Annotated in this window: 17 protein-coding genes and 1 tRNA gene; 6 read left to right on the forward strand and 12 right to left on the reverse strand. The window is 74.7% G+C overall.

The window, feature by feature from the left end; all coding sequences use genetic code 11:
- Positions 1 to 124: 124 nt before the first annotated feature.
- From thrB to thiO, 9 genes are all read right to left on the reverse strand, one after another.
- The gene (thrB, locus tag AC0VX4_RS07095; protein ID WP_464476014.1) at positions 125 to 1,078 is read right to left on the reverse strand and encodes a homoserine kinase; all 954 of its coding nucleotides are present in this window, start codon (positions 1,076 to 1,078) and stop codon (positions 125 to 127) included.
- 3 nt (positions 1,079 to 1,081) lie between these two features.
- Positions 1,082 to 2,194: a threonine synthase gene (gene thrC / locus AC0VX4_RS07100; protein WP_145031942.1), complete on the reverse strand. Its 1,113-nt coding sequence runs from the start codon at positions 2,192 to 2,194 to the stop codon at positions 1,082 to 1,084.
- A 3-nt stretch (positions 2,195 to 2,197) separates the two neighbouring features.
- Positions 2,198 to 3,520, reverse strand: coding sequence for a homoserine dehydrogenase (locus AC0VX4_RS07105; RefSeq protein ID WP_206396174.1), 1,323 nt, complete (start codon positions 3,518 to 3,520; stop codon positions 2,198 to 2,200).
- A 172-nt stretch (positions 3,521 to 3,692) separates the two neighbouring features.
- Positions 3,693 to 5,165: a diaminopimelate decarboxylase gene (gene lysA / locus AC0VX4_RS07110; protein ID WP_145031948.1), complete on the reverse strand. Its 1,473-nt coding sequence runs from the start codon at positions 5,163 to 5,165 to the stop codon at positions 3,693 to 3,695.
- Between the two features lie 8 nt (positions 5,166 to 5,173).
- Entirely contained in the window at positions 5,174 to 6,844 is a 1,671-nt protein-coding gene (gene argS, locus AC0VX4_RS07115; protein ID WP_475464157.1) for an arginine--tRNA ligase, read from the reverse strand.
- 114 nt (positions 6,845 to 6,958) lie between these two features.
- The gene (gene moeB / locus AC0VX4_RS07120) at positions 6,959 to 8,155 is read right to left on the reverse strand and encodes a molybdopterin-synthase adenylyltransferase MoeB (protein ID WP_475464158.1); all 1,197 of its coding nucleotides are present in this window, start codon (positions 8,153 to 8,155) and stop codon (positions 6,959 to 6,961) included.
- Positions 8,152 to 8,970, reverse strand: a complete 819-nt coding sequence (locus AC0VX4_RS07125) for a thiazole synthase (protein WP_087114105.1) — start codon at positions 8,968 to 8,970, stop codon at positions 8,152 to 8,154. Before AC0VX4_RS07125 ends, moeB begins: the two co-directional genes overlap by 4 nt.
- A gap of 3 nt (positions 8,971 to 8,973) precedes the next feature.
- Positions 8,974 to 9,216: a sulfur carrier protein ThiS gene (gene thiS / locus AC0VX4_RS07130; RefSeq protein WP_475464159.1), complete on the reverse strand. Its 243-nt coding sequence runs from the start codon at positions 9,214 to 9,216 to the stop codon at positions 8,974 to 8,976.
- Complete coding sequence (thiO, locus tag AC0VX4_RS07135; protein ID WP_098471844.1) at positions 9,213 to 10,382, reverse strand: glycine oxidase ThiO; 1,170 nt, start codon at positions 10,380 to 10,382, stop codon at positions 9,213 to 9,215. Before thiO ends, thiS begins: the two co-directional genes overlap by 4 nt.
- Positions 10,383 to 10,527: 145 nt before the next feature.
- On the opposite strand from thiO, the gene thiE reads away from it, so the two are divergent.
- Together thiE and AC0VX4_RS07145 are read left to right on the forward strand one after the other, a co-directional pair.
- Entirely contained in the window at positions 10,528 to 11,265 is a 738-nt protein-coding gene (thiE, locus tag AC0VX4_RS07140; protein ID WP_222959115.1) for a thiamine phosphate synthase, read from the forward strand.
- An 87-nt stretch (positions 11,266 to 11,352) separates the two neighbouring features.
- Positions 11,353 to 11,425 (forward strand) — tRNA-Arg (locus AC0VX4_RS07145).
- 199 nt (positions 11,426 to 11,624) lie between these two features.
- Here AC0VX4_RS07145 and thiD read toward each other — a convergent pair.
- Entirely contained in the window at positions 11,625 to 12,464 is an 840-nt protein-coding gene (thiD, locus tag AC0VX4_RS07150) for a bifunctional hydroxymethylpyrimidine kinase/phosphomethylpyrimidine kinase (RefSeq protein ID WP_222959114.1), read from the reverse strand.
- A gap of 72 nt (positions 12,465 to 12,536) precedes the next feature.
- Here thiD and AC0VX4_RS07155 point away from each other — a divergent pair, with 72 nt between their 5' ends.
- The 4 genes from AC0VX4_RS07155 (at position 12,537) to AC0VX4_RS07170 (ending at position 18,122) form a co-directional block, all read left to right on the forward strand.
- Complete coding sequence (locus tag AC0VX4_RS07155) at positions 12,537 to 13,694, forward strand: YkvI family membrane protein (RefSeq protein ID WP_206480796.1); 1,158 nt, start codon at positions 12,537 to 12,539, stop codon at positions 13,692 to 13,694.
- A gap of 173 nt (positions 13,695 to 13,867) precedes the next feature.
- Positions 13,868 to 15,691, forward strand: a complete 1,824-nt coding sequence (gene thiC / locus AC0VX4_RS07160; RefSeq protein ID WP_475464160.1) for a phosphomethylpyrimidine synthase ThiC — start codon at positions 13,868 to 13,870, stop codon at positions 15,689 to 15,691.
- Positions 15,692 to 15,893: 202 nt separating this feature from the next.
- Positions 15,894 to 16,643: a DNA-3-methyladenine glycosylase I gene (locus AC0VX4_RS07165; RefSeq protein WP_144824247.1), complete on the forward strand. Its 750-nt coding sequence runs from the start codon at positions 15,894 to 15,896 to the stop codon at positions 16,641 to 16,643.
- 63 nt (positions 16,644 to 16,706) lie between these two features.
- Positions 16,707 to 18,122 (forward strand): NAD-dependent succinate-semialdehyde dehydrogenase, encoded by a 1,416-nt coding sequence (locus tag AC0VX4_RS07170; protein ID WP_004167643.1) that lies wholly within the window; start codon positions 16,707 to 16,709, stop codon positions 18,120 to 18,122.
- 149 nt (positions 18,123 to 18,271) lie between these two features.
- On the opposite strand, the gene AC0VX4_RS07175 is transcribed toward AC0VX4_RS07170, so the two are convergent.
- Entirely contained in the window at positions 18,272 to 18,862 is a 591-nt protein-coding gene (locus tag AC0VX4_RS07175) for a 2'-5' RNA ligase family protein (RefSeq protein WP_475464161.1), read from the reverse strand.
- Positions 18,862 to 20,496 (reverse strand): sodium/proline symporter PutP, encoded by a 1,635-nt coding sequence (gene putP / locus AC0VX4_RS07180; RefSeq protein WP_136940890.1) that lies wholly within the window; start codon positions 20,494 to 20,496, stop codon positions 18,862 to 18,864. The genes AC0VX4_RS07175 and putP overlap by 1 nt, the downstream gene beginning before the upstream one ends.
- Between the last annotated feature and the right edge of the window lie 3 nt (positions 20,497 to 20,499).

The raw sequence follows: 20,499 nt of genomic DNA on the forward strand, positions 1-20,499 counted from the left end.
GTCCCGCACGCCGGCCGTGCGCAGCACGGGATGGATCGCGGCGGGGTTCCGGCCGACGGCGCACGGTGCGTCCGGCCGTCACTGGCCCGGGCACCGGAGACCCGGGCCGCGCGAGGCGGTGGGGTCAGCCGTGGTGGAGTGATTCCACCCTAACACCGTCCACGGCCACGCACGGCACCAGCACGCGCCAGGAGGCCGCCCCGGCCGCCGTCAGAGCACGCGCCGCCTCCGCGGCGTGCTCGGCCGCCTGGACGCCGTCGCACAGCGCGAGCACCGTGGGACCTGCGCCGGAGACGACGGCGGCATGGCCGCGCCCGCGCAGCCCCGCGACCAGTGCGGCGCTGGCCGGCATGGCCACGGCGCGCGGCTCCTGGTGCAGCCAGTCCCGCGTGGCGGCCAGCAGCAGCGCGGGGTCCTCCGCCAGCGCGTGGACGAGCAGCGCGGCACGGCCGGCCTGGGCCGCCGCCACCGCGTGGGGCACCTCGGCGGGCAGCACGCCCCGGGCGACGTGGGTGGACAGCTCGGTGTCCGGGATCGCGACCACCGGCACCACGCGCTCGTGCAGCCGCAGCGGCGCCGTGGCCGGGCCGGGCACGTCGTCGCGGGTCCAGGAGACGGTGGCCCCGCCCACGAGCGCGGGGGCGACGTTGTCCGGGTGCCCCTCGAAGCGGGTGGCCGCCTCGAGCAGGTCCGCGGGCGCCCGGCGCAGCGCGGCCGGCAGCAGGGCCTCGGCCGCGGCGTAGGCCGCGACGACGGCGGCCGCGGACGAGCCGAGCCCGCGGGCGTGCGGGATCCGGTTCACGGCGCGCAGGTGCAGCCCCGGCGCGGTGAACCCGCGGTCCCGCAGGTGCTCGTGCGCCAGGCGCAGGATCAGGTGCGCGCCGTCCCGCGGCAGGGTGGCCGCGCCCTCCCCCTCGACCTCCGCGACGTCGGGGCCCGCCACGACCGTGAGCGTCACCTCGTCGCGCAGCTCCAGGGCCAGGCCCATCGAGTCGAAGCCGGGGCCGAGGTTGGCGGAGGTGGCGGGGACGGAGACGGACGCGGCGGTCCCGGGCGCCAGCGGCTGCGGTGCGGCCATGGCTCAGCTCAGGCCGAGCGCCTGGGCGACGGTGACCACGTCGAACGGCACCGAGCGCGGGGTCACGTCGGCGCCGTCGGCGCCGCGCAGGGCCCACTGCGGGTCCTTGAGGCCGTGGCCGGTGACGGTGATGACCCAGCTCTTGCCGGTCGGCACGTTCCCGGCGGCGTGGTGCTTGAGCAGCCCGGCGACGCCGGCGGCGGAGGCGGGCTCGACGAACACGCCCTCCTTCGCGGAGAGCCAGCGGTGGGCCTCGAGGATCTCCTCGTCCGTGACGGAGTCGATCATGCCGCCGGACTCGTCGCGGGCGGCCTCGGCCTGCTCCCACGAGGCCGGGTTGCCGATCCGGATGGCGGTGGCGATCGTGTCCGGGTCGGTCACGGGGTGGCCCTGGACGATCGGGGCGGCGCCCGCGGCCTGGAAGCCCCACATCACGGGGGTCTTCGTGGCCACCGCGGGCAGCTCGGCGTCCGAGGCGCCCTCGTGCGGGTTCACGTAGGGGGCGGCGTACTCGCGGTAGCCCTTCCAGTACGCGGTGATGTTGCCGGCGTTGCCCACGGGCAGCAGGTGGTAGTCCGGGGCGTCGCCGAGGGTGTCCACGACCTCGAATGCGCCGGTCTTCTGCCCCTCGATGCGGGCCGGGTTGACGGAGTTCACGAGGAACACGGGGTAGTTCTCGGCGAGCTTGCGGGCCACCTCGAGGCAGTCGTCGAAGTTGCCCTGCACCTGGAGGATCTCCGCGCCGTGGGCCACGGCCTGGGACATCTTGCCCATCGAGATCTTCCCCTCGGGCACGAGCACGGCGCACGTGATCCCGGCCTGCGCGGCGTAGGCCGCCGCCGAGGCGGACGTGTTGCCGGTGGATGCGCAGACGACGGCCTCCGCGCCGTCCGCGACGGCGGCGGTGATCGCCATGGTCATGCCGCGGTCCTTGAAGGAGCCGGTCGGGTTCATGCCCTCAAACTTCACGTGCACGGTGCCCTGCACCAGCTCGGAGAGGTGGGGGGCGTGGATGAGCGGGGTGCCGCCCTCGCCGAGGGTGATCACGCGCGTGTCCTCGGTGACGGGCAGGCGGTCGGCGTACTCGCGGACGACGCCGCGCCACTGGTGGGCCATGGGTCAGTTCCCTTCGACTCGGAGGACGGACGCGACCTCGTGGACGACGTCCAGGGCGGCGAGCGCCTCGACGGTGGCGTCGAGGTCGCGCTGCCGCGCACGGTGGGTGATCAGCCGCAGGGACGCGCCGGGTGCGTCCTCGCGCTCGGACGGGACCTGGCGCAGCGTCTCGATGGAGACGCCGTGCTCCTCGAACACCCCGGCGACGCGGCGCAGCACGCCGGGCTGGTCCGCCGCGCGCAGCACGACCATGAAGGAGGTGTGGGCCTCGGCCGGGTCCAGGGCGGGCAGGGCGGTGACGGGGGTGCGCAGGCGTGCCGGGCCGCCGCGCACGATGCGCTGGGCGATCGAGACGACGTCGCCCATCACCGCGGAGGCGGTGGGGGCGCCGCCGGCGCCGGGACCGTAGAACATGAGCTCGCCGGCGTTCTCGGCCTCCACGAAGACGGCGTTGAACGCTCCGCGCACGGAGGCCAGCGGGTGCTCCCGCGGCAGCAGGGTGGGGTGCACGCGCAGGACCGCGCCCTGGGCACCGTCGGCGGCGCGGCCGCGCTCGGCGATCGCCAGCAGCTTGATGACGTAGCCCGCCTCCGCGGCGGCGGCGTTGTCCTCGGCCGTGATCGCGGTGATGCCCGCGACGGCCACCTGGTCCAGGGTGTACGGCGCGCCGAACGCGATGGTCGCCAGGATCGCGGCCTTCGCGGCGGCGTCGTGGCCCTCGACGTCGGCGGTCGGGTCGGCCTCGGCGTAGCCGAGCCACTGGGCCTCGGCGAGGGCGTCGTCGAAGTCCGCCCCTTCGGAGTCCATCCGGTCGAGGATGAAGTTGGTGGTGCCGTTGGCGATGCCCATCACGCGGGTGACGCGGTCGCCGCCCAGGGAGTCGCGCAGCGGGCGCAGGATCGGGATGGCGCCGGCGACGGCGGCCTCGAAGCTGAGCTGCGCGCCGGTGGCGGCGGCCGCGGCGTACAGTTCCTCGCCGTGCTGGGCCAGCAGCGCCTTGTTGCCGGTCACCACGGACGTGCCGGCGGCGAGGGCGCGCAGGATCAGGGTGCGGGCCGGCTCGATGCCGCCCATCAGCTCGATGACGACGTCCGCGCCGTCCACCAGCGCCTCGGCGTCGGTGGTGTAGAGCGCCGGGTCCGCCTGCCAGTCGCGCGTGGCACCCGTGTCCCGCACCGCGATGCCCGTGAGCTCGAGGTCGGCGCCCACGCGGACCCGCAGGATGTCGGCGTCCTCGGTGAGGATCCGGGCGGTCTGGGACCCCACGGTCCCGCCGCCCAGCAGGGCGACCTTGAGGGCGGTGGGGGCGTCGGTGTGCTGGGGCATGGTCCTCCGGGGTCAAGCATCGGGGTCGGTGCCGCGCGATCACGCGGTTCGGCTGGCCTCGAATCTAGCGCGGCGCCCCGGCTCGTCCCGCCGCGCGACACTCGGTGTCCGCAGAGCGGGACGGACCCACCCGGGCCCGCGGCCGGCTTCCGGGCGCGCCTCGCCCGCTGCCTCAGCGACCGAGGCGCGGATCGGCCTCGCGGGCGAACAGGTCCTCCTGCGTCTCGCGGCGGATGATCACCCGCGCCTGCCCGGCGGAGACCGCGACGACGGCCGGGCGGGCCAGCGCGTTGTAGTTCGAGGACATCACGTGCGTGTACGCGCCCGTGGCCGGCACGGCCAGCAGGTCGCCGCGGCCCAGGTCGGCCGGCAGGTACACGTCGCGGACCAGGATGTCGCCGGACTCGCAGTGCTTGCCCACCACGCGGGAGAGCACCGGCTCGGCCCCCGAGGTGCGGCGCGCGGAGACGGCGGTGTAGTCGGCGTCGTAGAGCACGGGACGCGGGTTGTCGGACATGCCGCCGTCCACGGCGACGTAGCGGCGGGCCGCGGTGCCGCCGTCGGGGGCGTCCACGTCCACGGTCTTGGTCACCCCGACCGTGTAGAGGGTCAAACCCGCGGGGCCCGAGATGGCCCGCCCCGGCTCGAGGGAGATGCGCGGGCACGTCAGGCCGAGGCGCTCGACGGTCTTCTGGACGTCGTCGGCGAGGGCGTCGGCGATCTCCGCGGCCGGACGCGGCTCGTCCACGGCCGTGTAGGCGATGCCGTGGCCGCCGCCGAGGTCGAGCTCGGCCAGCTCCACCCCGTGCTCGGCCTTGACCTCGGCGAGGAACTCGAGCACGCGTCCGGCCGCCAGCCCGAAGCCCTCGGCCTCGAAGATCTGGGATCCGATGTGGCAGTGCACGCCCAGCAGGTCGATCGACTCGGCCGCCAGGGCCGCGGCCACGGCGACGGCGGCCGGCGAGCGGCCGGCCACGTTGCCGTCCCGGTCGGTCGAGGCCGGGGCCAGGGAGAGCCCGAACTTCTGGTCCTCGTGCGCGGTGGCGATGAAGTCGTGGGTGTGCGCGTGCACGCCCGGGGTCAGCCGGAGCATCACGGGGGCGCGGCGGCCGGCCTCGGCCGCGAGCGCGGCCAGGTGGGTGAGCTCGTCGAGCGAGTCCACGATGATCCGACCCACGCCCGCCTCGAGGGCGGTGCGCAGCTCGGCGTCCGCCTTGTTGTTGCCGTGCAGGCCGATGTGGGCCGGGTCGACGCCGGCGGCCAGCGCGATCGCCAGCTCGCCGCCGGAGGCGGTGTCCACGCGCAGGCCCTCCTCGGCCGCCCAGCGGGCGGTGGAGAGGGTGAGCATGGACTTGCCGGCGTAGTAGACGTCCGCTCCCCCGCACAGGTCGGCGAACGCGGCGTCGAAGCCCTCGCGGAACGCGCGGGCGCGGGCGCGGAAGTCGTCCTCGTCCACCACGAGCAGCGGCGTGCCGAACTCCGCGGCGAGCGCGCTCGCGCGCAGGCCCTGGACGGTGAGCTCGCCGTCGGCGGCGCGGTCCACGCCGGCGGCCCACAGGCCGGGCACGAGCGCGTCCGGGTCCCCCGGCGCGGGAAGCCAGGCGGGCGCGAGCGGGGAGGCGGGGGCGGGCTGCGGCGTCGTCATCCGGGCGCTCACATCTTCTCCGGGGCGGTCACGCCGAGCAGGCCGAGGCCGTTGGCCAGCACCTGGGCGGTGGCGTCGTTGAGCCACAGGCGGGTGCGGTTGAGGGTCTCCACGGGACGCGGCGTGCCGTCGTCGGTGTGCATGGGCACGATCCGGCAGGCGGCGTACCACGAGTGGTAGGCCCCGGCGATCACCTCGAGGTGGCGGGCCACGCGGTGAGGCTCGCGCAGGCGCGCCGCCGCGGCGACGACGGCCGGGAACTCCGCCAGCTGGGCCAGCAGCTCGGACTCGGTGGCGTGGGTGAGCAGGGCGGCGTCGAACTCGGAGCGGTCCACGCCGTGGGCCTGCGCGGTGCGCGCCGCGCCCGAGGCACGGGCGTGGGCGTACTGCACGTAGTAGACGGGGTTGTCGTTCGTGGTGGAGCGCAGCAGCTCGGGGTCGATCGTCAGGGGCGAGTCCGCGGGGTAGCGGGCCAGGTCGTAGCGCAGGGCGTCGCGGCCGAGCCACTCGACGAGGTCCTTGAGCTCGATGATGTTGCCGGCGCGCTTGGAGAGCTTCGCGCCGTTGACCGAGATGAGCTGGCCGATGAGGATCTCGATGTTCGTCGCCGGGTCGTCGCCGGCGGCGGCGGCGATCGCCTTGAGGCGGTTCACGTAGCCGTGGTGGTCGGCACCGAGCAGGTACACCTTCTCCTCGAAGCCGCGGTCGCGCTTGTGGAGGTAGTAGGCGGCGTCGGCGGCGAAGTAGGTGGGCTCGCCGTTGGCGCGGATGAGCACGCGGTCCTTGTCGTCGCCGAAGTCGGTGGTCTTGAGCCACACGGCGCCCTCGCGGTCCTCGATGTGGCCCTGCTCGCGCAGCCGCTGCACGGCCTGCTCGATCGCGCCGGAGTCGTGGAGCGTCTGCTCCGAGGTGAACACGTCGAAGTGCACGTCGAAGGCGGCGAGCGTGTCCTTGATGTCCTGCATCTGGAGCCGGTACGCGGCCTCGCGGACCACCGGGCGGGCGGCCTCGTCCGTCAGCTCGCGCACGTCCGGGTGCTCGAGGGCGACGGCGTCGGCCAGCTCCTGCACGTACGCGCCGGGGTAGCCGCCCGCGGGGACGTCGCGGCCGTGCAGGCGGGCGAGGACCGAGTCGGCGAACACGTTCATCTGGTTGCCGGCGTCGTTGACGTAGTACTCGGCGGTGACGTCCGCGCCCGAGGCGCGCAGCAGGCGGGCGATAGCATCGCCCAGCGCGGCCCAGCGGGTGTGGCCGATGTGCAGCGGGCCGGTGGGGTTGGCGGAGACGAACTCCATGTTCACGGTGTGCCCGGCCAGGGCGTCGTTGCGGCCGTACTCCGGGCCGGCCTCGACGATCTCGCGGGCCAGGGCGCCGGCCGAGGCCGCGTCCAGGGTGACGTTGAGGAAGCCGGGGCCGGCGACGTCGACGGCGGCGATGCCCGGCTTCCCGGTCAGGCGCTCGGCCACGAGCCCGGCGAGGTCGCGCGGGGCCATCCCGGCCTTCTTGCCCAGCTGGAGGGCGACGTTGGTGGCCCAGTCGCCGTGCTCGCGGCTGCGGGGTCGCTCCACCTTCACGCGCGCGGGGGTGATCTCCTCCCGCAGCGCGGCGGGGAGGTCACCGGCATCGACGGCGTCGGTGAGGACAGCGGACAGCAGGGCGGAGAGGTCTTCGGGCTTCACCCGCGCAAGTCTACGGAAGGGCCGCCGCGCCCGTGTGCGTGCGAACGAACCCTGCGAGATGGCCCCCTCCGGCCCGCGGTGGGGGCCGTCTCGCAGGGTTCGTCGGGGTGGGGGTCAGGCGGGCCAGGCGGCGAGGCCGCCGGCGAGGGACAGGACGCGCCCGCCGGCGCCCGGGTCGGCCCCGACGACGGCGTCCCGCGCCCGGGCCGAGCGGGCTCCGGCGGCGCAGTAGACCACCAGGACGCGGTCCTGCCCGGGCGCGAGGGCCGCCGGCTCCGCGAGGACGGCCTCGAGCGGGACGTGCCGATCGGCCACCGCCGCGGGGGCCTCGACCCGGCGCAGGCGGCGCTCCCAGTCCTCGCGGACGTCGAGCAGGGTCAGGGACGCGGCCCGGGCGGGGTCGGCGAGCAGGGCGGTTAGCTCGGTGGGGGCGATCTCCCCGCCCGCGGCGCCGCACGCCTCCGCCGAGCCGGGGGCGCCGGCGTCGTCCGGGCGGGGGGCCCGGGCCGCATGGGCGGACAGGTCCGTCACGGGGAGCCGCTCGGGGTCGGCCACGAGCCGCAGCTCACGGAAGCGCATCGTCAGGGCGTCCACGGAGAGCAGCCGCCCGGCCAGGGGCTCACCCACCCCGGAGAGCAGCTTGATCCCCTCGGCCGCCATGAGGGAGCCGATGATCCCGGGCAGCACCCCGAGCACCCCGGCCTGCGCGCATGAGGGCACCTCACCGGGTTCGGGCCGCTCCGGGAACACGTCCCGGTACAGCGGCCCGCCCGGGGCGAACACGCTCACCTGCCCCGCGAACCGCAGGATCGCGCCCCACACCACGGGCACGCCGGCGATCTCGCACGCGTCGGCCACGAGGTAGCGGGTCGCGTAGTTGTCCGTGCCGTCGAGCACGAGGTCCACGGCGCCGACCCGCTCGAGCGCGTTGGCGGCGGTCAGGCGTTCGCGATGCTCGACCACGCGCACCTCGGGGTGCAGGCCGCGCATCGTCGCGGCGGCGGAGGCGGTCTTGGGGCGGCCGAGGTCCGCCTCGGCGTGGATCACCTGGCGGTGCAGGTTGGAGCGGTCCACCACGTCGTCGTCGATCACGTGGACCTCCCCCACGCCCGCGGCGGCGAGGTAGGTCAGCACGGGCGCCCCGAGACCCCCGGCGCCGACCACGAGGACGCGGGAGCGCAGCAGCGCCAGCTGGGCCTCGGGGCCGAAGCCGTCCAGGCTCAGGTGGCGGGCGAAGCGCTCGAGCTGGGTGTCGGACAGTGCGGTGAGGTCGCGGGGCTCGCGGGCGGCGGGGTCCAGGGCGGCGGTCACCGCTCGTCCTCCTCGGCCGTGACCCGCCCGGCCATCGGCGAAGAGGCCAGGGCGTGCTCGCGGCGCGGGATGCGCCCGGCACGGCGGGCATGGAAGCCCGCCTCGAGGGCGAGCCGGCACGCGTGGGCCATGCGGGCGGGCTCGGCGGCGCGGGTGATGGCGGAGGCGGCGAGCACGGCGTCGCAGCCGGCCTCCATCGCCAGGGCGACGTCCGAGGCGGTGCCCACGCCGGCGTCGAGCACGATCGGCACGGAGGCGCGCGAGACGATCAGCTCCAGGTGTGCGCGGTTGAGGATGCCCAGCCCCGAGCCGATCGGCGATCCCAGCGGCATGACGGCGGCGGCGCCGGCCTGCTCGAGGCGCAGCGCCATGGCGGGGTCGTCCGAGGTGTAGGCCAGGACGGTGAAGCCGTCGGCGGCGAGCAGCTCGGTGGCCTCGAGGGTCTCGACGACGTCGGGCAGCAGGGTGCGCTCGTCGGCGATGACCTCGACCTTCACGAGGTCGGTCTCGAGCGCCTCGCGGCCGAGCCGGGCGGTGAGCACGGCGTCCCGGGCGGTGTAGCAGCCGGCGGTGTTGGGCAGCACGTCGATGCCGAGGCGGTCCAGCAGCGCGACCAGGCCGTCACGGGTGTCCGCGGACCAGCGGCGCAGCGCCACGGTGGTGAGCGTGGTGCCGGAGGCGACGAGGGCGCCCTCGAGGGCGGTGAGGTCGGTGATGCCGCCCGTGCCCATGATGAGCCGGGAGGCCAGATCGTAGCCGCCGATCCGCAGCGGCGGGATCGCGGGGGCGGCGGGCGGGGTGCGGTGCTCGGCCATCGCTCAGCCCCCCTGCACCGCGGTGACGACGTCGACCTCGTCCCCGGCGGCCAGCTCCCGGGTGGCCCAGGCCGACCGGGGCACGACCTCGCCGCCGACCGCCACGGCCACGCCGAGCCGCCGCCCGTCCGCGGCGGCGCCGTCGTCGCCGACCGCGCGCCCGGTGACGTGCGCGACGACGTCGCGGACGGTGGCCACGGCCAGCTCGGCGGGCTCTCCGTTGAGGGTCAGGGTGAGGGTGCTCATGCGATCTCCTTCAGGCGGGCGTGCAGCAGCTCGAGGATCCGCCCGGCCGCCCAGGGGGCGAGCAGGATCCCGTGACGGTGGAAGCCGGTGGCGACGACGGCGCCCGGGGCCTCGGGCACGGCGAGCACGCGCGGGGCGTCGTCGGGGGTGCCGGGGCGGGCGGCGGTGGTGATCTCGACGAGCTCGCACTCGCGGACGGCGGGCAGGATCGCGGCGGCGTCGGCGAGCAGGTCCAGCACCGCCCCGGCGGAGGTGCCGGCCAGGCCGTCCTCGCGGGCCGAGGCGCCGACCACGAGGGTGCCGTCCGCGCGGGGCACGAGGTAGACCTGGCGCCCGTGGACGAGGCCGCGGACGGTGCGGGTGATCAGGTGCGACTCCCCCGGCAGCAGCTGCTCGGGGCGCACCCGCAGGCGCAGCACGTCGCCGTGGACGGGGCGCAGCGGGACCTCGACGGCGGTGGCCGCGCCGCCGATCCCACGGTGGCCCAGGCCCGCGGCGAGGACCGCGCCGTCGGCGGTGAGGACGCCCCCGTCGGCCAGCGTGAGGCGCACCCCCTCGCCCTCCGGGTCGGCGGCGGTGACGCGTCCGGCCACGAATCGGGCGGCGGGTCCGGCGCCGACCGGGAGCGGGCCGCCGTCGGGTCCGGTCTGGGCGCGCAGGGCGGCGACGCAGGCGGCGGCGAGCCGGCGTGGGTCCACCTGATGGTCGTCCGGGGCGTCGAAGCCGGCGGCCAGGCCCGGGGCCAGGGCGGGCTCGGCGCGGCGCAGCGCGCGGACGGAGACGGGCTCGACCCGGCGGCCGAGGACCGAGGCGTGCTCGAGCACGTGGTCCCACGCGCGGGCGTCCGAGGGGTCCGCGGCCACGATCCAGGCGCCCTGTGCGAGGAAGCCCGTCTCCACATCGGTGAAGGCGGCGAGCAGGTCCACGAGGGCCGGGTAGGCCTCCCAGCCGGCCTGCAGCAGCGGGGCGAGGTCGTCCTGGCTGAACTGGGTCTCGGCGAGCGGCGCGAGCATCCCCGCCGCGGCGTGGGTGGCCCCGGCCACGGCGTGTGGGCGCCCGGCGGCGTCCAGCTCGGGGGCGATCAGGGTGACGGCGTGGCCTGCGGCGCGCAGACGCACGGCGGCGGTGAGGCCGATGATCCCGGCCCCGACGACGGCCACGTGCACGGACCGGTCCTCCTCACGGCGGCATGACCCGCATCGAGTGGTGATGGTCGGCCGCGCCGGCGCGATGCGCCCCTGCGGCCCTCTCAGCCCGGCGTGTGCGGCCCGGGCTCCCATGGAACAGCGGCCAGTCTGCCACAGTGGGCGCATGCACTCCCCCGATCCGCTCCTGATGACCGCGGCCGACCACGACGACGGCGACACCGGCGCGGGCCGCCGCGCCCGACTCGCCGCCTCCCGGCTGTACGTCTGCACCGACCTACAGCGGTTCCTGCGCCCGGACGGCACGCTCGACTCGGCCGCGTTCGCTCACTTCTGCGCGGCGGCGTTCCGCGGCGGGGTGGACGTGATCCAGGTGCGGGACAAGGCCGTGGACGTGGCGGTCGAGCTGGCCGCGTTCGCCGTGCTCGTCCCGCTGGCCCGGGAGCACGGGGCGCTCTCGGCCGCCAACGATCGCGCCGACGTCGCCGCCCTGGCCGGGGTGGACGTGTTCCACACGGGTCAGACCGACCTGACCACCGCACAGTGCCGCGCCCTGCTGGGCCCGGACGTGGTGCTCGGCCGCTCGTGCCACACCGAGGCGCAGGTGCGCGCCGCCCGCGCGGAGGACGGCCTGGACTACTTCTGCACGGGGCCGGTGTGGGCGACGCCCACGAAGCCGGGCCGGGCCGCCGTCGGGCTGGAGCTGCCCTCCCTCGCCGCGCGCCTGGACGCCGAGGACCCGGCGGGGGCGCGGCCGTGGTTCGCCATCGGCGGCGTCGACGCGGACCGGCTGCCCGAGGTCCGCGCGGCCGGGGCGGAACGGATCGTGGTGGTCCGCGCCGTGACGCAGGCCGAGGACCCCGAGGCCGCGGCCCGGACCCTGCGCGCGGGCCTGCCCGGCTGACGCGCCCCGCGGGGAGGTCACGGACGGGCCGTCCTGATGGTGTAGAGTCGACGAGTCCGCAACGCGCTCGACGCGTCGCGAACCCCCGCCTCCGTAGCTCAGGGGATAGAGCGTCTGCCTCCGGAGCAGAAGGCCGCAGGTTCGAATCCTGCCGGGGGCACGAGCGAACAGAGCCGGACCCCCGTGGCGACACGGGGGTCCGGCTCTTCCGCGTTCTGCGGCCCCGGGCGCTTGAGCGGAGCGGGAGGTCCGGGTCACCGGCATTCGAGGCGGGAAATCGACCTCATGGAACGTCCCGCGGTGCGCATTCGCCGGATTTCCCGCCTCGATCGTGTCGAAGCCCGGAGGTCCGGCGCACATCAGCCCCGGTTCGCGTGACCGTGGTCCACGGGCCCGTGCCACGTCGGTCGCGACGCGTCCCCGACCGCGAGCGCCTCCCCCGCCCGCATCGCGTCGGCCAGCCACGGCTTGGCCTGCTGGAGTGCGTCCTCCCAGCTCAGGCCCGCACCGGCCAGCGTGGCCAGGGCCGAGGAGAGGGTGCAGCCGGTGCCGTGCGAGGCGCGGGTCGCCACGCGCGGGCCGCGCACCTCGTGCACGACCCCGGCCACGCGCACGACGGCGTCCGGCACCTCCGCCGCCTCGGCCTCGTCCAGGTGCCCGCCCTTGAGCAGCACCGTCACGTCGTGCTCGGCGGCCAGGCCCCGCGCCGCGTCGAGGGCGGCGTCCCAGTCCGTCGCGTCCCGCCCGGTCAGCCGGGCCAGCTCGGGCAGATTGGGGGTCACCAGGTGCGCCGCCCGCAGCAGCCGGGACCACGCGGCGCGCCCGTCGTCGTCGCCCACCGCGGTGAGGGCGTCCCCGCTCGAGGCCACCATGACCGGGTCCAGCACGACGACGGCGGGCCGGGTCTCCTCGAGCCAGCCGGCGACGGCCCCCATGAGCTCCGCCGTGCCGAGCATGCCGATCTTCACGGCGTCCACGGCGATGTCGGCGGCGATGGAGTCGAGCTGGGCGCGCACCACGTCCACCGGCATCGGGTGGACGGCCTGCACGCCCTGCGTGTTCTGGGCGGTGATCGCGGTGATCGCGGTCATCCCGTAGCCGCCCCATGCGGCGATGGTCTTCAGGTCGGCCTGGACACCGGCGCCGCCGCCCGAGTCGGAGCCGGCGATGCTGAGCACGCGGGGGACGGCGGGGGTCATGCGGGGCTCCTTCGGGTCGGGGCGGATCGGCCGCCCGGGCCGGGCCGATCCCGCCCATGAGAATGTAGTCGCATGTCCCCCGTCACAGAGAGCTCCCCCGCGCACCCCGGCCGAGCCGAGGAGTCGGCGCCGCTGCGGCCGACCTCCCCGCTCGGGATCGCCGCCACGTTCATCGGCACCACCATCGGCGCGGGCTACGCCTCGGGCAACGAGATCCTGCAGTACTTCGTGAGCTTCGGCCTCTGGGGCGGCACGGGGGCGCTCGTGATCGCCGGCGCGCTGTTCTTCCTGCTCGCGGTGATCGTGCTGCGGCTGGCGCAGAAGCTGCGGACCACGGACATCCACCGGATCGTGAACCCCACGACCTCGCGCGTGCCCACCTGGTTCGCGGACCTGTGCATCACCACGTCCCTGCTGGGGACGCTGGTGATCATGCTGGCCGGGGCCGGGGCGGCGGTGCACACCGCGTTCGGGCTGCCCTCGCTCGTGGGCTCGCTGGTGATGGCGGCCGTCTGCGTGGTCTCGGTGCTGGCCGGCATCACGGGCCTCGTGCGCGTCCAGGCCGTGGTGGTCCCCCTGATCATCGTGGTCGCCGTCGGCGTCGCGGTGTGGGGGTTGGTGAACCCGGGGGCCGCGGTGGACGACGTCGCCGCGCTCGTGACCTCGTCCCCGCTGATCAACCAGTGGTGGCTCTCGGGTGTGCTGTACGTGGCGTTCAACATCCAGCTGGCCTACGCGGTGCTCGCCCCGATCGGGCAGGAGAGCTCCTCGTCGGGGCGCTCCCTCGTCGCCGGGGCCGGGCTCGGGGCCCTGGGCCTCGTGGTGATGGCCGGCGCGGTGATGGCCGCGATGACCGCCCACGCCCAGCTGATCGGCCGCGCCGAGCTGCCCATGGTCGAGCTGGCCGCCATGATCGGCGGCTGGGCCGCCCTGCTGTACACGGTCGTCCTGCTGCTGGCGCAGTTCACGACGGCGGTCTCGTGCCTGTACGGCGGGGTGGAGCGCATCGCCCTGCTGTCCTCGATGCGACGCGTGCCGGGCTGGGTCATCGCCGTCGTCACGGCCCTGGCCGCCACCCTGCTCTCGAGCGTCGGCTTCTCCGACCTCGTGGGCACCGTCTACCCCGTCCTCGGCTACGCCGGCATCGTCATCATCGTGATGCTCGTCGTGACGTGGATCGTCGAGCGCACCACGGTGCGCCGGCGGGCGGCCCGCGCGGCGCGCGCCTGAGCGGCCCGCCGCATGGCCGCTGCCGGCGGCGGTGAGGCCTCGCAGGGGACGTGCTAGGGTCGCTCGCATCCCACGGGAGCCCCACGGCACGGGGCTGAGACCGGGCTGACGCCGCCCGGAGACCGTCTGAACCTGTCCGGGTCATTCCGGCGAAGGAAGAAGGAGCCGCGGCCATGTCCGTTTCCGAGCGCACCCCCCTGCCCGCAGCCGAGTCGACGGCCGAGGTCGTCGCCGAGGAGAACTACCCCACGCACCGTCTGGGCTGGCTCGAGGATGCCGAGCACGGCATCCGCGTGCCCGTCACCGAGGTCCACCAGGACGACTCCCCCGACGGCACGCCCAACGCGCCCCTGACCGTCTACCGCACCACGGGCCCGGGCTCCGTGCCCGAGCGCGGCCTGCCCGCCCAGCGCGCCGAGTGGATCCGCGCCCGCGGCGACGTCGAGGAGTACGAGGGCCGCGAGCGCGACCTGCTCGACGACGGCCGCTCGGCCGTGCGCCGCGGCGCCGCCTCGCAGGAGTGGGCCGGCGAGCGCCGCGCCCCGCTGCGCGCCCAGGAGGGCGCGCGCGTCACCCAGATGCACTACGCCCGGCGCGGCGAGATCACCCCGGAGATGCGCTACGTCGCCCTGCGCGAGGGCGTGGACGTGGAACTGGTGCGCTCCGAGGTCGCTGCCGGCCGCGCCATCATCCCGGCGAACGTGAACCACCCCGAGTCGGAGCCGATGATCATCGGCAAGGCGTTCGCCGTGAAGGTCAACGCGAACATCGGCAACTCGGCGGTGACATCGTCGATCGCCGAGGAGGTCTCGAAGCTGCAGTGGGCCACCCGCTGGGGCGCGGACACCGTGATGGACCTGTCCACGGGCGACGACATCCACACCACCCGCGAGTGGATCCTGCGCAACTCCCCCGTGCCGATCGGCACCGTGCCGATCTACCAGGCCCTCGAGAAGGTCGGCGGCGACCACCAGGCCCTGACCTGGGAGATCTTCCGCGACACCGTGATCGAGCAGTGCGAGCAGGGCGTGGACTACATGACCGTGCACGCCGGCGTGCTGCTGCGCCACGTGCCGCTGTCCGCGGACCGCGTCACCGGCATCGTCTCCCGCGGCGGCTCGATCATGGCCGGCTGGTGCCTGGGCCACCACAAGGAGAACTTCCTCTACGAGAACTACGACGAGCTCTGCGAGATCTTCGCGCGCTACGACGTCGCGTTCTCCCTGGGCGACGGCCTGCGGCCGGGCTCCGTGGCCGACGCCAACGACGCCGCCCAGTTCGCCGAGCTCGACACGCTGGCCGAGCTGACGGAGCGGGCGTGGGCGTACGACGTCCAGGTCATGGTGGAGGGCCCCGGCCACATCCCGCTGCACCTGGTGCGGGAGAACGTGGAGCGCCAGCAGGAGCTGTGCAAGGGCGCCCCGTTCTACACGCTCGGCCCCCTCGTCACGGACATCGCCCCGGCGTACGACCACATCACCTCGGCCATCGGCGCCACCGAGATCGCCCGCTACGGCACCGCGATGCTCTGCTACGTCACGCCCAAGGAGCACCTGGGCCTGCCGAACCGGGACGACGTGAAGACGGGTGTGATCACCTACAAGATCGCCGCGCACGCCGCCGACGTCGCCAAGGGCCACCCCGGCGCCCGCGACCGCGACGACGCGCTGTCCAAGGCGCGCTTCGAGTTCCGCTGGCGCGACCAGTTCGGCCTCGGCCTGGACCCCCAGCTCGCCGAGGAGTACCACGACGAGACGCTGCCGGCCGAGCCCGCCAAGACCGCCCACTTCTGCTCGATGTGCGGGCCGAAGTTCTGCTCCATGCGCATCAGCCAGGACATCCGCAGCGAGTTCGGCGGCGCGTCCGAGCAGGCGGGAATCGCCGAGGCCGGCATGGCCGCGAAGTCCGCGGAGTTCCGGGCCGCCGGTGGGTCCGTGTACCTGCCGGAGCCGAGCCTGCGCCGGCCCGAGGGGGACGCGGTGCTCGCGAGGGACTGAGCGGTCCGTGCCGCGGCGCGAAGGCCAGGACTCCGGCTCCGCGACCACGTCCACGAGCCCCCACGTGACTGCCCTCCCTGGCAGGGCGGCTCGAGTGACGAGGTCCGGCGGTGCCTCCTGCACAGGCGTCCGTTGCCGGCGTTGCGTCCCCGGGCGTCGCGTTCCGGCTCCGGATGTCCGGGGCCGCTCCTAGGCTCGGGGCATGAGCGCGCACCACGCCGACGACGGCCTCCCCGCCCCCGTCCCCACCCCCGCCGAGGATCCACCGGCGAGCGGGCGACAGGCGCCGCCGAGTGGCGTCGTCGTGGGTGAGGACGGGCGAGCCCGCCCGCCGTGGGCGGCACGGGATCCGCTGCTGCGGGAGTACTACGACACGGAGTGGGGCCTGCCCGTCACGGACGAGCCGGGCCTGTTCGAGCGCCTCGTGCTCGAGGCGTTCCAGTCGGGCCTGAGCTGGCGGACCGTCCTGGCCAAGCGGCCGCGGTTCCGGGAGGTGTTCGCGGACTTCGACCCGGACGCCGTCGCGGCGTTCGGGGACGCGGGGGTCGAGGCGCTGCTGGCGGACCCCGGCATCATCCGGAACCGGCGCAAGATCGAGGCCGCGGTCGCGAACGCGCGGGCCGTCGTGGGGATGCGCGGCGAGCGGTTCGCCCCGCTGCACCCGGGCTCCCCCGGCGCGGGCCCCGCCTGGCACGGCGACGGCGACCGGCCGGCCCGCGGTCTGCCGGGGCTGGTCTGGGCTCACCAGCCTGCCGCGACCCCACGGCCGGAGACGGTGGCGCAGGTGCCCTCGACCTCGGACGAGTCGCGCGCGCTCGCGAGGGCGCTGAAGGCGCACGGCTGCCGCTTCGTGGGGCCGACCACGTGCTTCGCCCTGATGGAGGCCGCCGGGGTCGTGGACACCCACCTTCTCGGCTCGTGGCGAAGAGGGGCGTCCGGGGTCTGGGAGTGAGTGGGGGCCTCCGGCAGGATGGGGAGCTCAACGCAGGACGTCCATACGAAAGGGTGACGACTGATGACCACCACCTCCGCCTCTCAGGGCTACCGCACGATCAACCCGGCCACCGGGGAGCTGCTGAAGTCCTTCGACAACGCCACGGATCAGCAGATCGCCGACGCCCTCGACGCCTCGCAGGCCGCCTACGAGCAGTGGTCCCAGAAGTCGGTGGCCGAGCGCGCCGCCATCGTGAAGCGGATCTCCGAGCTGCTGGCCGAGCGCTCCAAGGACATCGCCGCGCTGATCACCACGGAGATGGGCAAGTCCCTCGGCGCTGCAGTCGGCGAGGTGCGCTACGGCGCCCAGATCTTCGGGTACTACGCGGACGAGGCCGAGGAGCTGCTCGCGGACCAGCCGATCAAGCAGTTCTCCGGGCAGGAGGCGTTCGTCCAGCGGCTGCCGCTCGGCCCGCTGCTGGGGATCATGCCGTGGAACTTCCCGGTGTACCAGGTGGCCCGTTTCGTGGCGCCGAACCTCGTGCTCGGCAACACCATCCTGCTCAAGCACGCCGAGATCAACCCGCAGGTGGCACAGCTGCTGGAAGAGCTCTTCACCGAGGCCGGACTGCCGGAGGGCGTGTACCAGAACGTGTTCGCCACCCACGACCAGATCTCCACGATCATCGCCGATCCGCGCGTGCAGGGCGTATCCCTCACCGGTTCGGAGCGGGCCGGCGCCGCCGTCGCCGAGCAGGCCGGCCGGCATCTCAAGAAGGTCGTCCTCGAGCTCGGCGGCTCCGATCCGTACATCGTGCTCTCCGCGCCGGACGCCCGCGCGGCCGCCCGCGACGCACTGGCCACCCGGATGGGCAACTGGGGCCAGGCCTGCAACTCGAACAAGCGCATGATCGTCATGGAGGACCTCTACGACGACTTCGTGGACGAGCTGGTCCAGCGCTCCTCGGCGATGCAGCCCGGCGACCCGACCTCGCGCGACGCCGACGTCTACGGCCCGCTGTCCTCGGAGTCCGCGGCCGACGGGCTCGCCGAGCAGATCGCCGCGGCCAAGGAGGCCGGCGCCACCGTCCACGTGGGCGGCGAGCGCGTCTCGGGCCCCGAGGGCGAGGGTTTCTACGTCTCCCCGGCCGTGATCACGGACGTGGACCAGGAGAACCCCGCCTACACGCAGGAGCTGTTCGGAATGGCCTCCGTCGTCTACAAGGTGTCCTCGGCCGAGGAGGCCGTGGCCCTGGCCAACGACTCGCAGTACGGTCTCGGCGGCGCCGTCTTCTCCACGGACCTGGACGAGGCCAAGCGCGTGGCCGACCAGCTCGAGGTGGGCATGGCGAACGTGAACCTCGCCTCCGCCGCCGGGGCGAACCTGCCCTTCGGCGGCGTGAAGCGCTCGGGCTTCGGCCGCGAGCTCGGCCCCCTGGCCCTGGACGAGTTCGCCAACAAGCGCCTGTACGCGGTGCAGGGCCCGCTGGAGGGCTGACCCCGGGCCGGGTCGGCCGGGCGGGTCTCCCGCTCCGGCCGGCCCGTCGGCCGCCTGACGCACACAGAGTGGTCACGACATGCCGTCACCGGAATCCGGTGACGGCATGTCGTGACCACTCTGTTCGTTCGGGCCTGCTCGTCGGCCCCTCAGCCGCGCAGCGGGACGGTCGCCAGCACCTCGTGCAGCGGGCCGCCGGAGCGGCCCTCGCCGAGCCGGGACGCCACGACCTCGACCTCGTCCGCCGTCCGCTGCGGGCCGCGGTACACGGCGAGCGCGTGCACGGCCTCGGCCAGCAGCACGGTGCTGGGCGCCGACGGTCGAGGCTCGCCCCGCCTCCGACACCTGGGCCGCGGTGCGGCCGCCGAGACCCGCGCCACGGTGAGGTGGGCGCGCCGGCGGTCCCGGCCGTCGTCGTCGGCGAGCCACGGTTCCGCCAGGAGCGCGCCGAGCTCCCGGACCTGCCCGCCCACCCCCATCCAGAGCGTGCGGTGGGAGAACTCCCCCGCCCCGGCTAGGTGCAGGTCCAGCGGCGCGTGTCCCGCCGCGATGCGGCCGGCGTCGGCGACGACGTCGTCCACGGCCCCGGCGGGCACCTCCGAGTGGAACGCCAGCGTCAGGTGCCGCTGCTCCCGCTCGGTCCAGCGCAGCGCGCGTCCCGCCCGGTCCCGGACGCCGTCGAGGGCCGGCTCGACGTGGTCGAGCACGGCCCTCGGCGGACGGATCGCGAGGAAGAGCATCACGCCTGCGCGCGCGGATCCGCGGCGGCTGCGGTCGAGCCCCCGGCGGCGTCCCGCGCCATGGTGGCCGGGGCCACGTCCGGGTGCGGCTCGCGGCCGGCCACGATGTCGATCGCGCCGGTGAACTCGGCGTCGATCCGCCGCTGCACGCGGCGCGAGCGCTGGGTCACGAGGGACACCACCACACCCACCACGAGGGCGGCGACGAAGCCCGGCAGCAGCTCGTACAGGCCGAACCACTCCCACGTCTCGGCGCTGGCCTCGGACCACACCCAGGCGACGGCGGCACCGGTGACCATGGCGGCCATCGCCCCCCACGAGGTGAACCGCGGCCAGTACAGGGCGAGCAGGATCACGGGGCCGAAGGCGGCGCCGAAGCCGGCCCACGCGAAGGAGACGAGCTCGAGCACGGAGGAGTCCGGGTTGAGGGCGAGCAGACCCGCCACGAGCGCCACCACCAGCACGCCGATGCGGCCGAGCCACAGGGTGAACGTCGGGGAACCGGTGCGCCCGCGCAGCATGTAGAGGTCCTCCACCAGGGCGGAGGAGCACACGATCAGCTGCGAGGAGAGCGTGGACATGATCGCGGCGAGGACGGCGGCCAGCACCAGGCCGGCCACGAACGGGTGGAACATGATCGAGGCCAGCACGAGGAACACGGTCTCCGGGTCCTCGAGCGTGGTGCCGGGGTTGGCCTGGAAGTAGGCGATGCCCACGAGGGCCACCATCACGGCGCCGAACACGGACAGCGCCATCCAGCCGATGCCCACGCGCCGGGCGACGGCCGCGTCGTGCGGGGTGCGCAGGGCCATGAAGCGGACGATGATGTGCGGCTGGCCGAAGTAGCCCAGGCCCCAGGCGAGGGAGGACAGGACGCCGATCAGCGTCGCGTTCTCGAACATCGAGAAGTGGTTCACTCCGCCGCCGGCGGCGTCGGCGGCGCGGATGCCCTCGACGACGGCGTCCCAGCCGCCCATGGTCAGGATCACGACGATGGGCACGGCCAGCAGGGAGAGGAACATGAGGACGCCCTGGGCCACGTCCGTCAGCGAGGCGCCGAGGAACCCGCCGAACAGGGTGTAGAGCACCGTGATGCCCGCGACCACGAGCATGCCGGTGAGGTAGTTGATGTTGATGCCCTGGGCGTAGAAGGAGTCGGGGCCGAAGGTGGACTCGACGAACTTGCCGCCGGCCACCATGCCCGAGGAGACGTAGAAGGTGAAGAACACGAGGATGATCAGGCCGGCCACGATCCGCAGGATGTGCGTGCGGTCCTTGAACCGGTTCTCGAGGAAGGACGGGATGGTGATCGAGTTCCCGGCCACCTCGGTGTAGGAGCGCAGGCGGGGGGCGACCACGCGCCAGTTCACCCACGCGCCCACGGTCAGGCCGACCGCCATCCAGCCCTCGACCAGGCCCGCGGCGTAGATTGCGCCGGGCAGGCCCATCAGGAGCCACCCGGACATGTCGGACGCGCCCGCGGAGAGCGCCGCGACGGACGGCTTCATGTCGCGTCCGGCGAGCATGTAGTCGTCGAGGTCGGTGTTCTTGCGGGAGGCGTACAGGCCGATCGCGATCATCGCGAGGAAATAGAGGCCGATCGCCGCTAACAGGAAGACGGTGTTCGTGTCCATGGG

The sequence above is a fragment of the Micrococcus sp. 63XJN7_8_ISO-PGPR-S23-253 genome (assembly GCF_056173425.1).

Coding starts and splice junctions, on each gene's coding strand:
- thrB (WP_464476014.1), bottom strand. CDS start 1,078: ATGGCCGCACCGCAGCCGCTGGCGCCCGGGACCGCCGCGTCCGTCTCC.
- thrC (WP_145031942.1), bottom strand. CDS start 2,194: ATGGCCCACCAGTGGCGCGGCGTCGTCCGCGAGTACGCCGACCGCCTG.
- AC0VX4_RS07105 (WP_206396174.1), bottom strand. CDS start 3,520: ATGCCCCAGCACACCGACGCCCCCACCGCCCTCAAGGTCGCCCTGCTG.
- lysA (WP_145031948.1), bottom strand. CDS start 5,165: ATGACGACGCCGCAGCCCGCCCCCGCCTCCCCGCTCGCGCCCGCCTGG.
- AC0VX4_RS07125 (WP_087114105.1), bottom strand. CDS start 8,970: ATGGCCGAGCACCGCACCCCGCCCGCCGCCCCCGCGATCCCGCCGCTG.
- thiS (WP_475464159.1), bottom strand. CDS start 9,216: ATGAGCACCCTCACCCTGACCCTCAACGGAGAGCCCGCCGAGCTGGCC.
- thiE (WP_222959115.1), top strand. CDS start 10,528: ATGCACTCCCCCGATCCGCTCCTGATGACCGCGGCCGACCACGACGAC.
- thiD (WP_222959114.1), bottom strand. CDS start 12,464: ATGACCCCCGCCGTCCCCCGCGTGCTCAGCATCGCCGGCTCCGACTCG.
- AC0VX4_RS07155 (WP_206480796.1), top strand. CDS start 12,537: ATGTCCCCCGTCACAGAGAGCTCCCCCGCGCACCCCGGCCGAGCCGAG.
- thiC (WP_475464160.1), top strand. CDS start 13,868: ATGTCCGTTTCCGAGCGCACCCCCCTGCCCGCAGCCGAGTCGACGGCC.
- AC0VX4_RS07165 (WP_144824247.1), top strand. CDS start 15,894: ATGAGCGCGCACCACGCCGACGACGGCCTCCCCGCCCCCGTCCCCACC.
- AC0VX4_RS07170 (WP_004167643.1), top strand. CDS start 16,707: ATGACCACCACCTCCGCCTCTCAGGGCTACCGCACGATCAACCCGGCC.
- AC0VX4_RS07175 (WP_475464161.1), bottom strand. CDS start 18,862: ATGCTCTTCCTCGCGATCCGTCCGCCGAGGGCCGTGCTCGACCACGTC.
- putP (WP_136940890.1), bottom strand. CDS start 20,496: ATGGACACGAACACCGTCTTCCTGTTAGCGGCGATCGGCCTCTATTTC.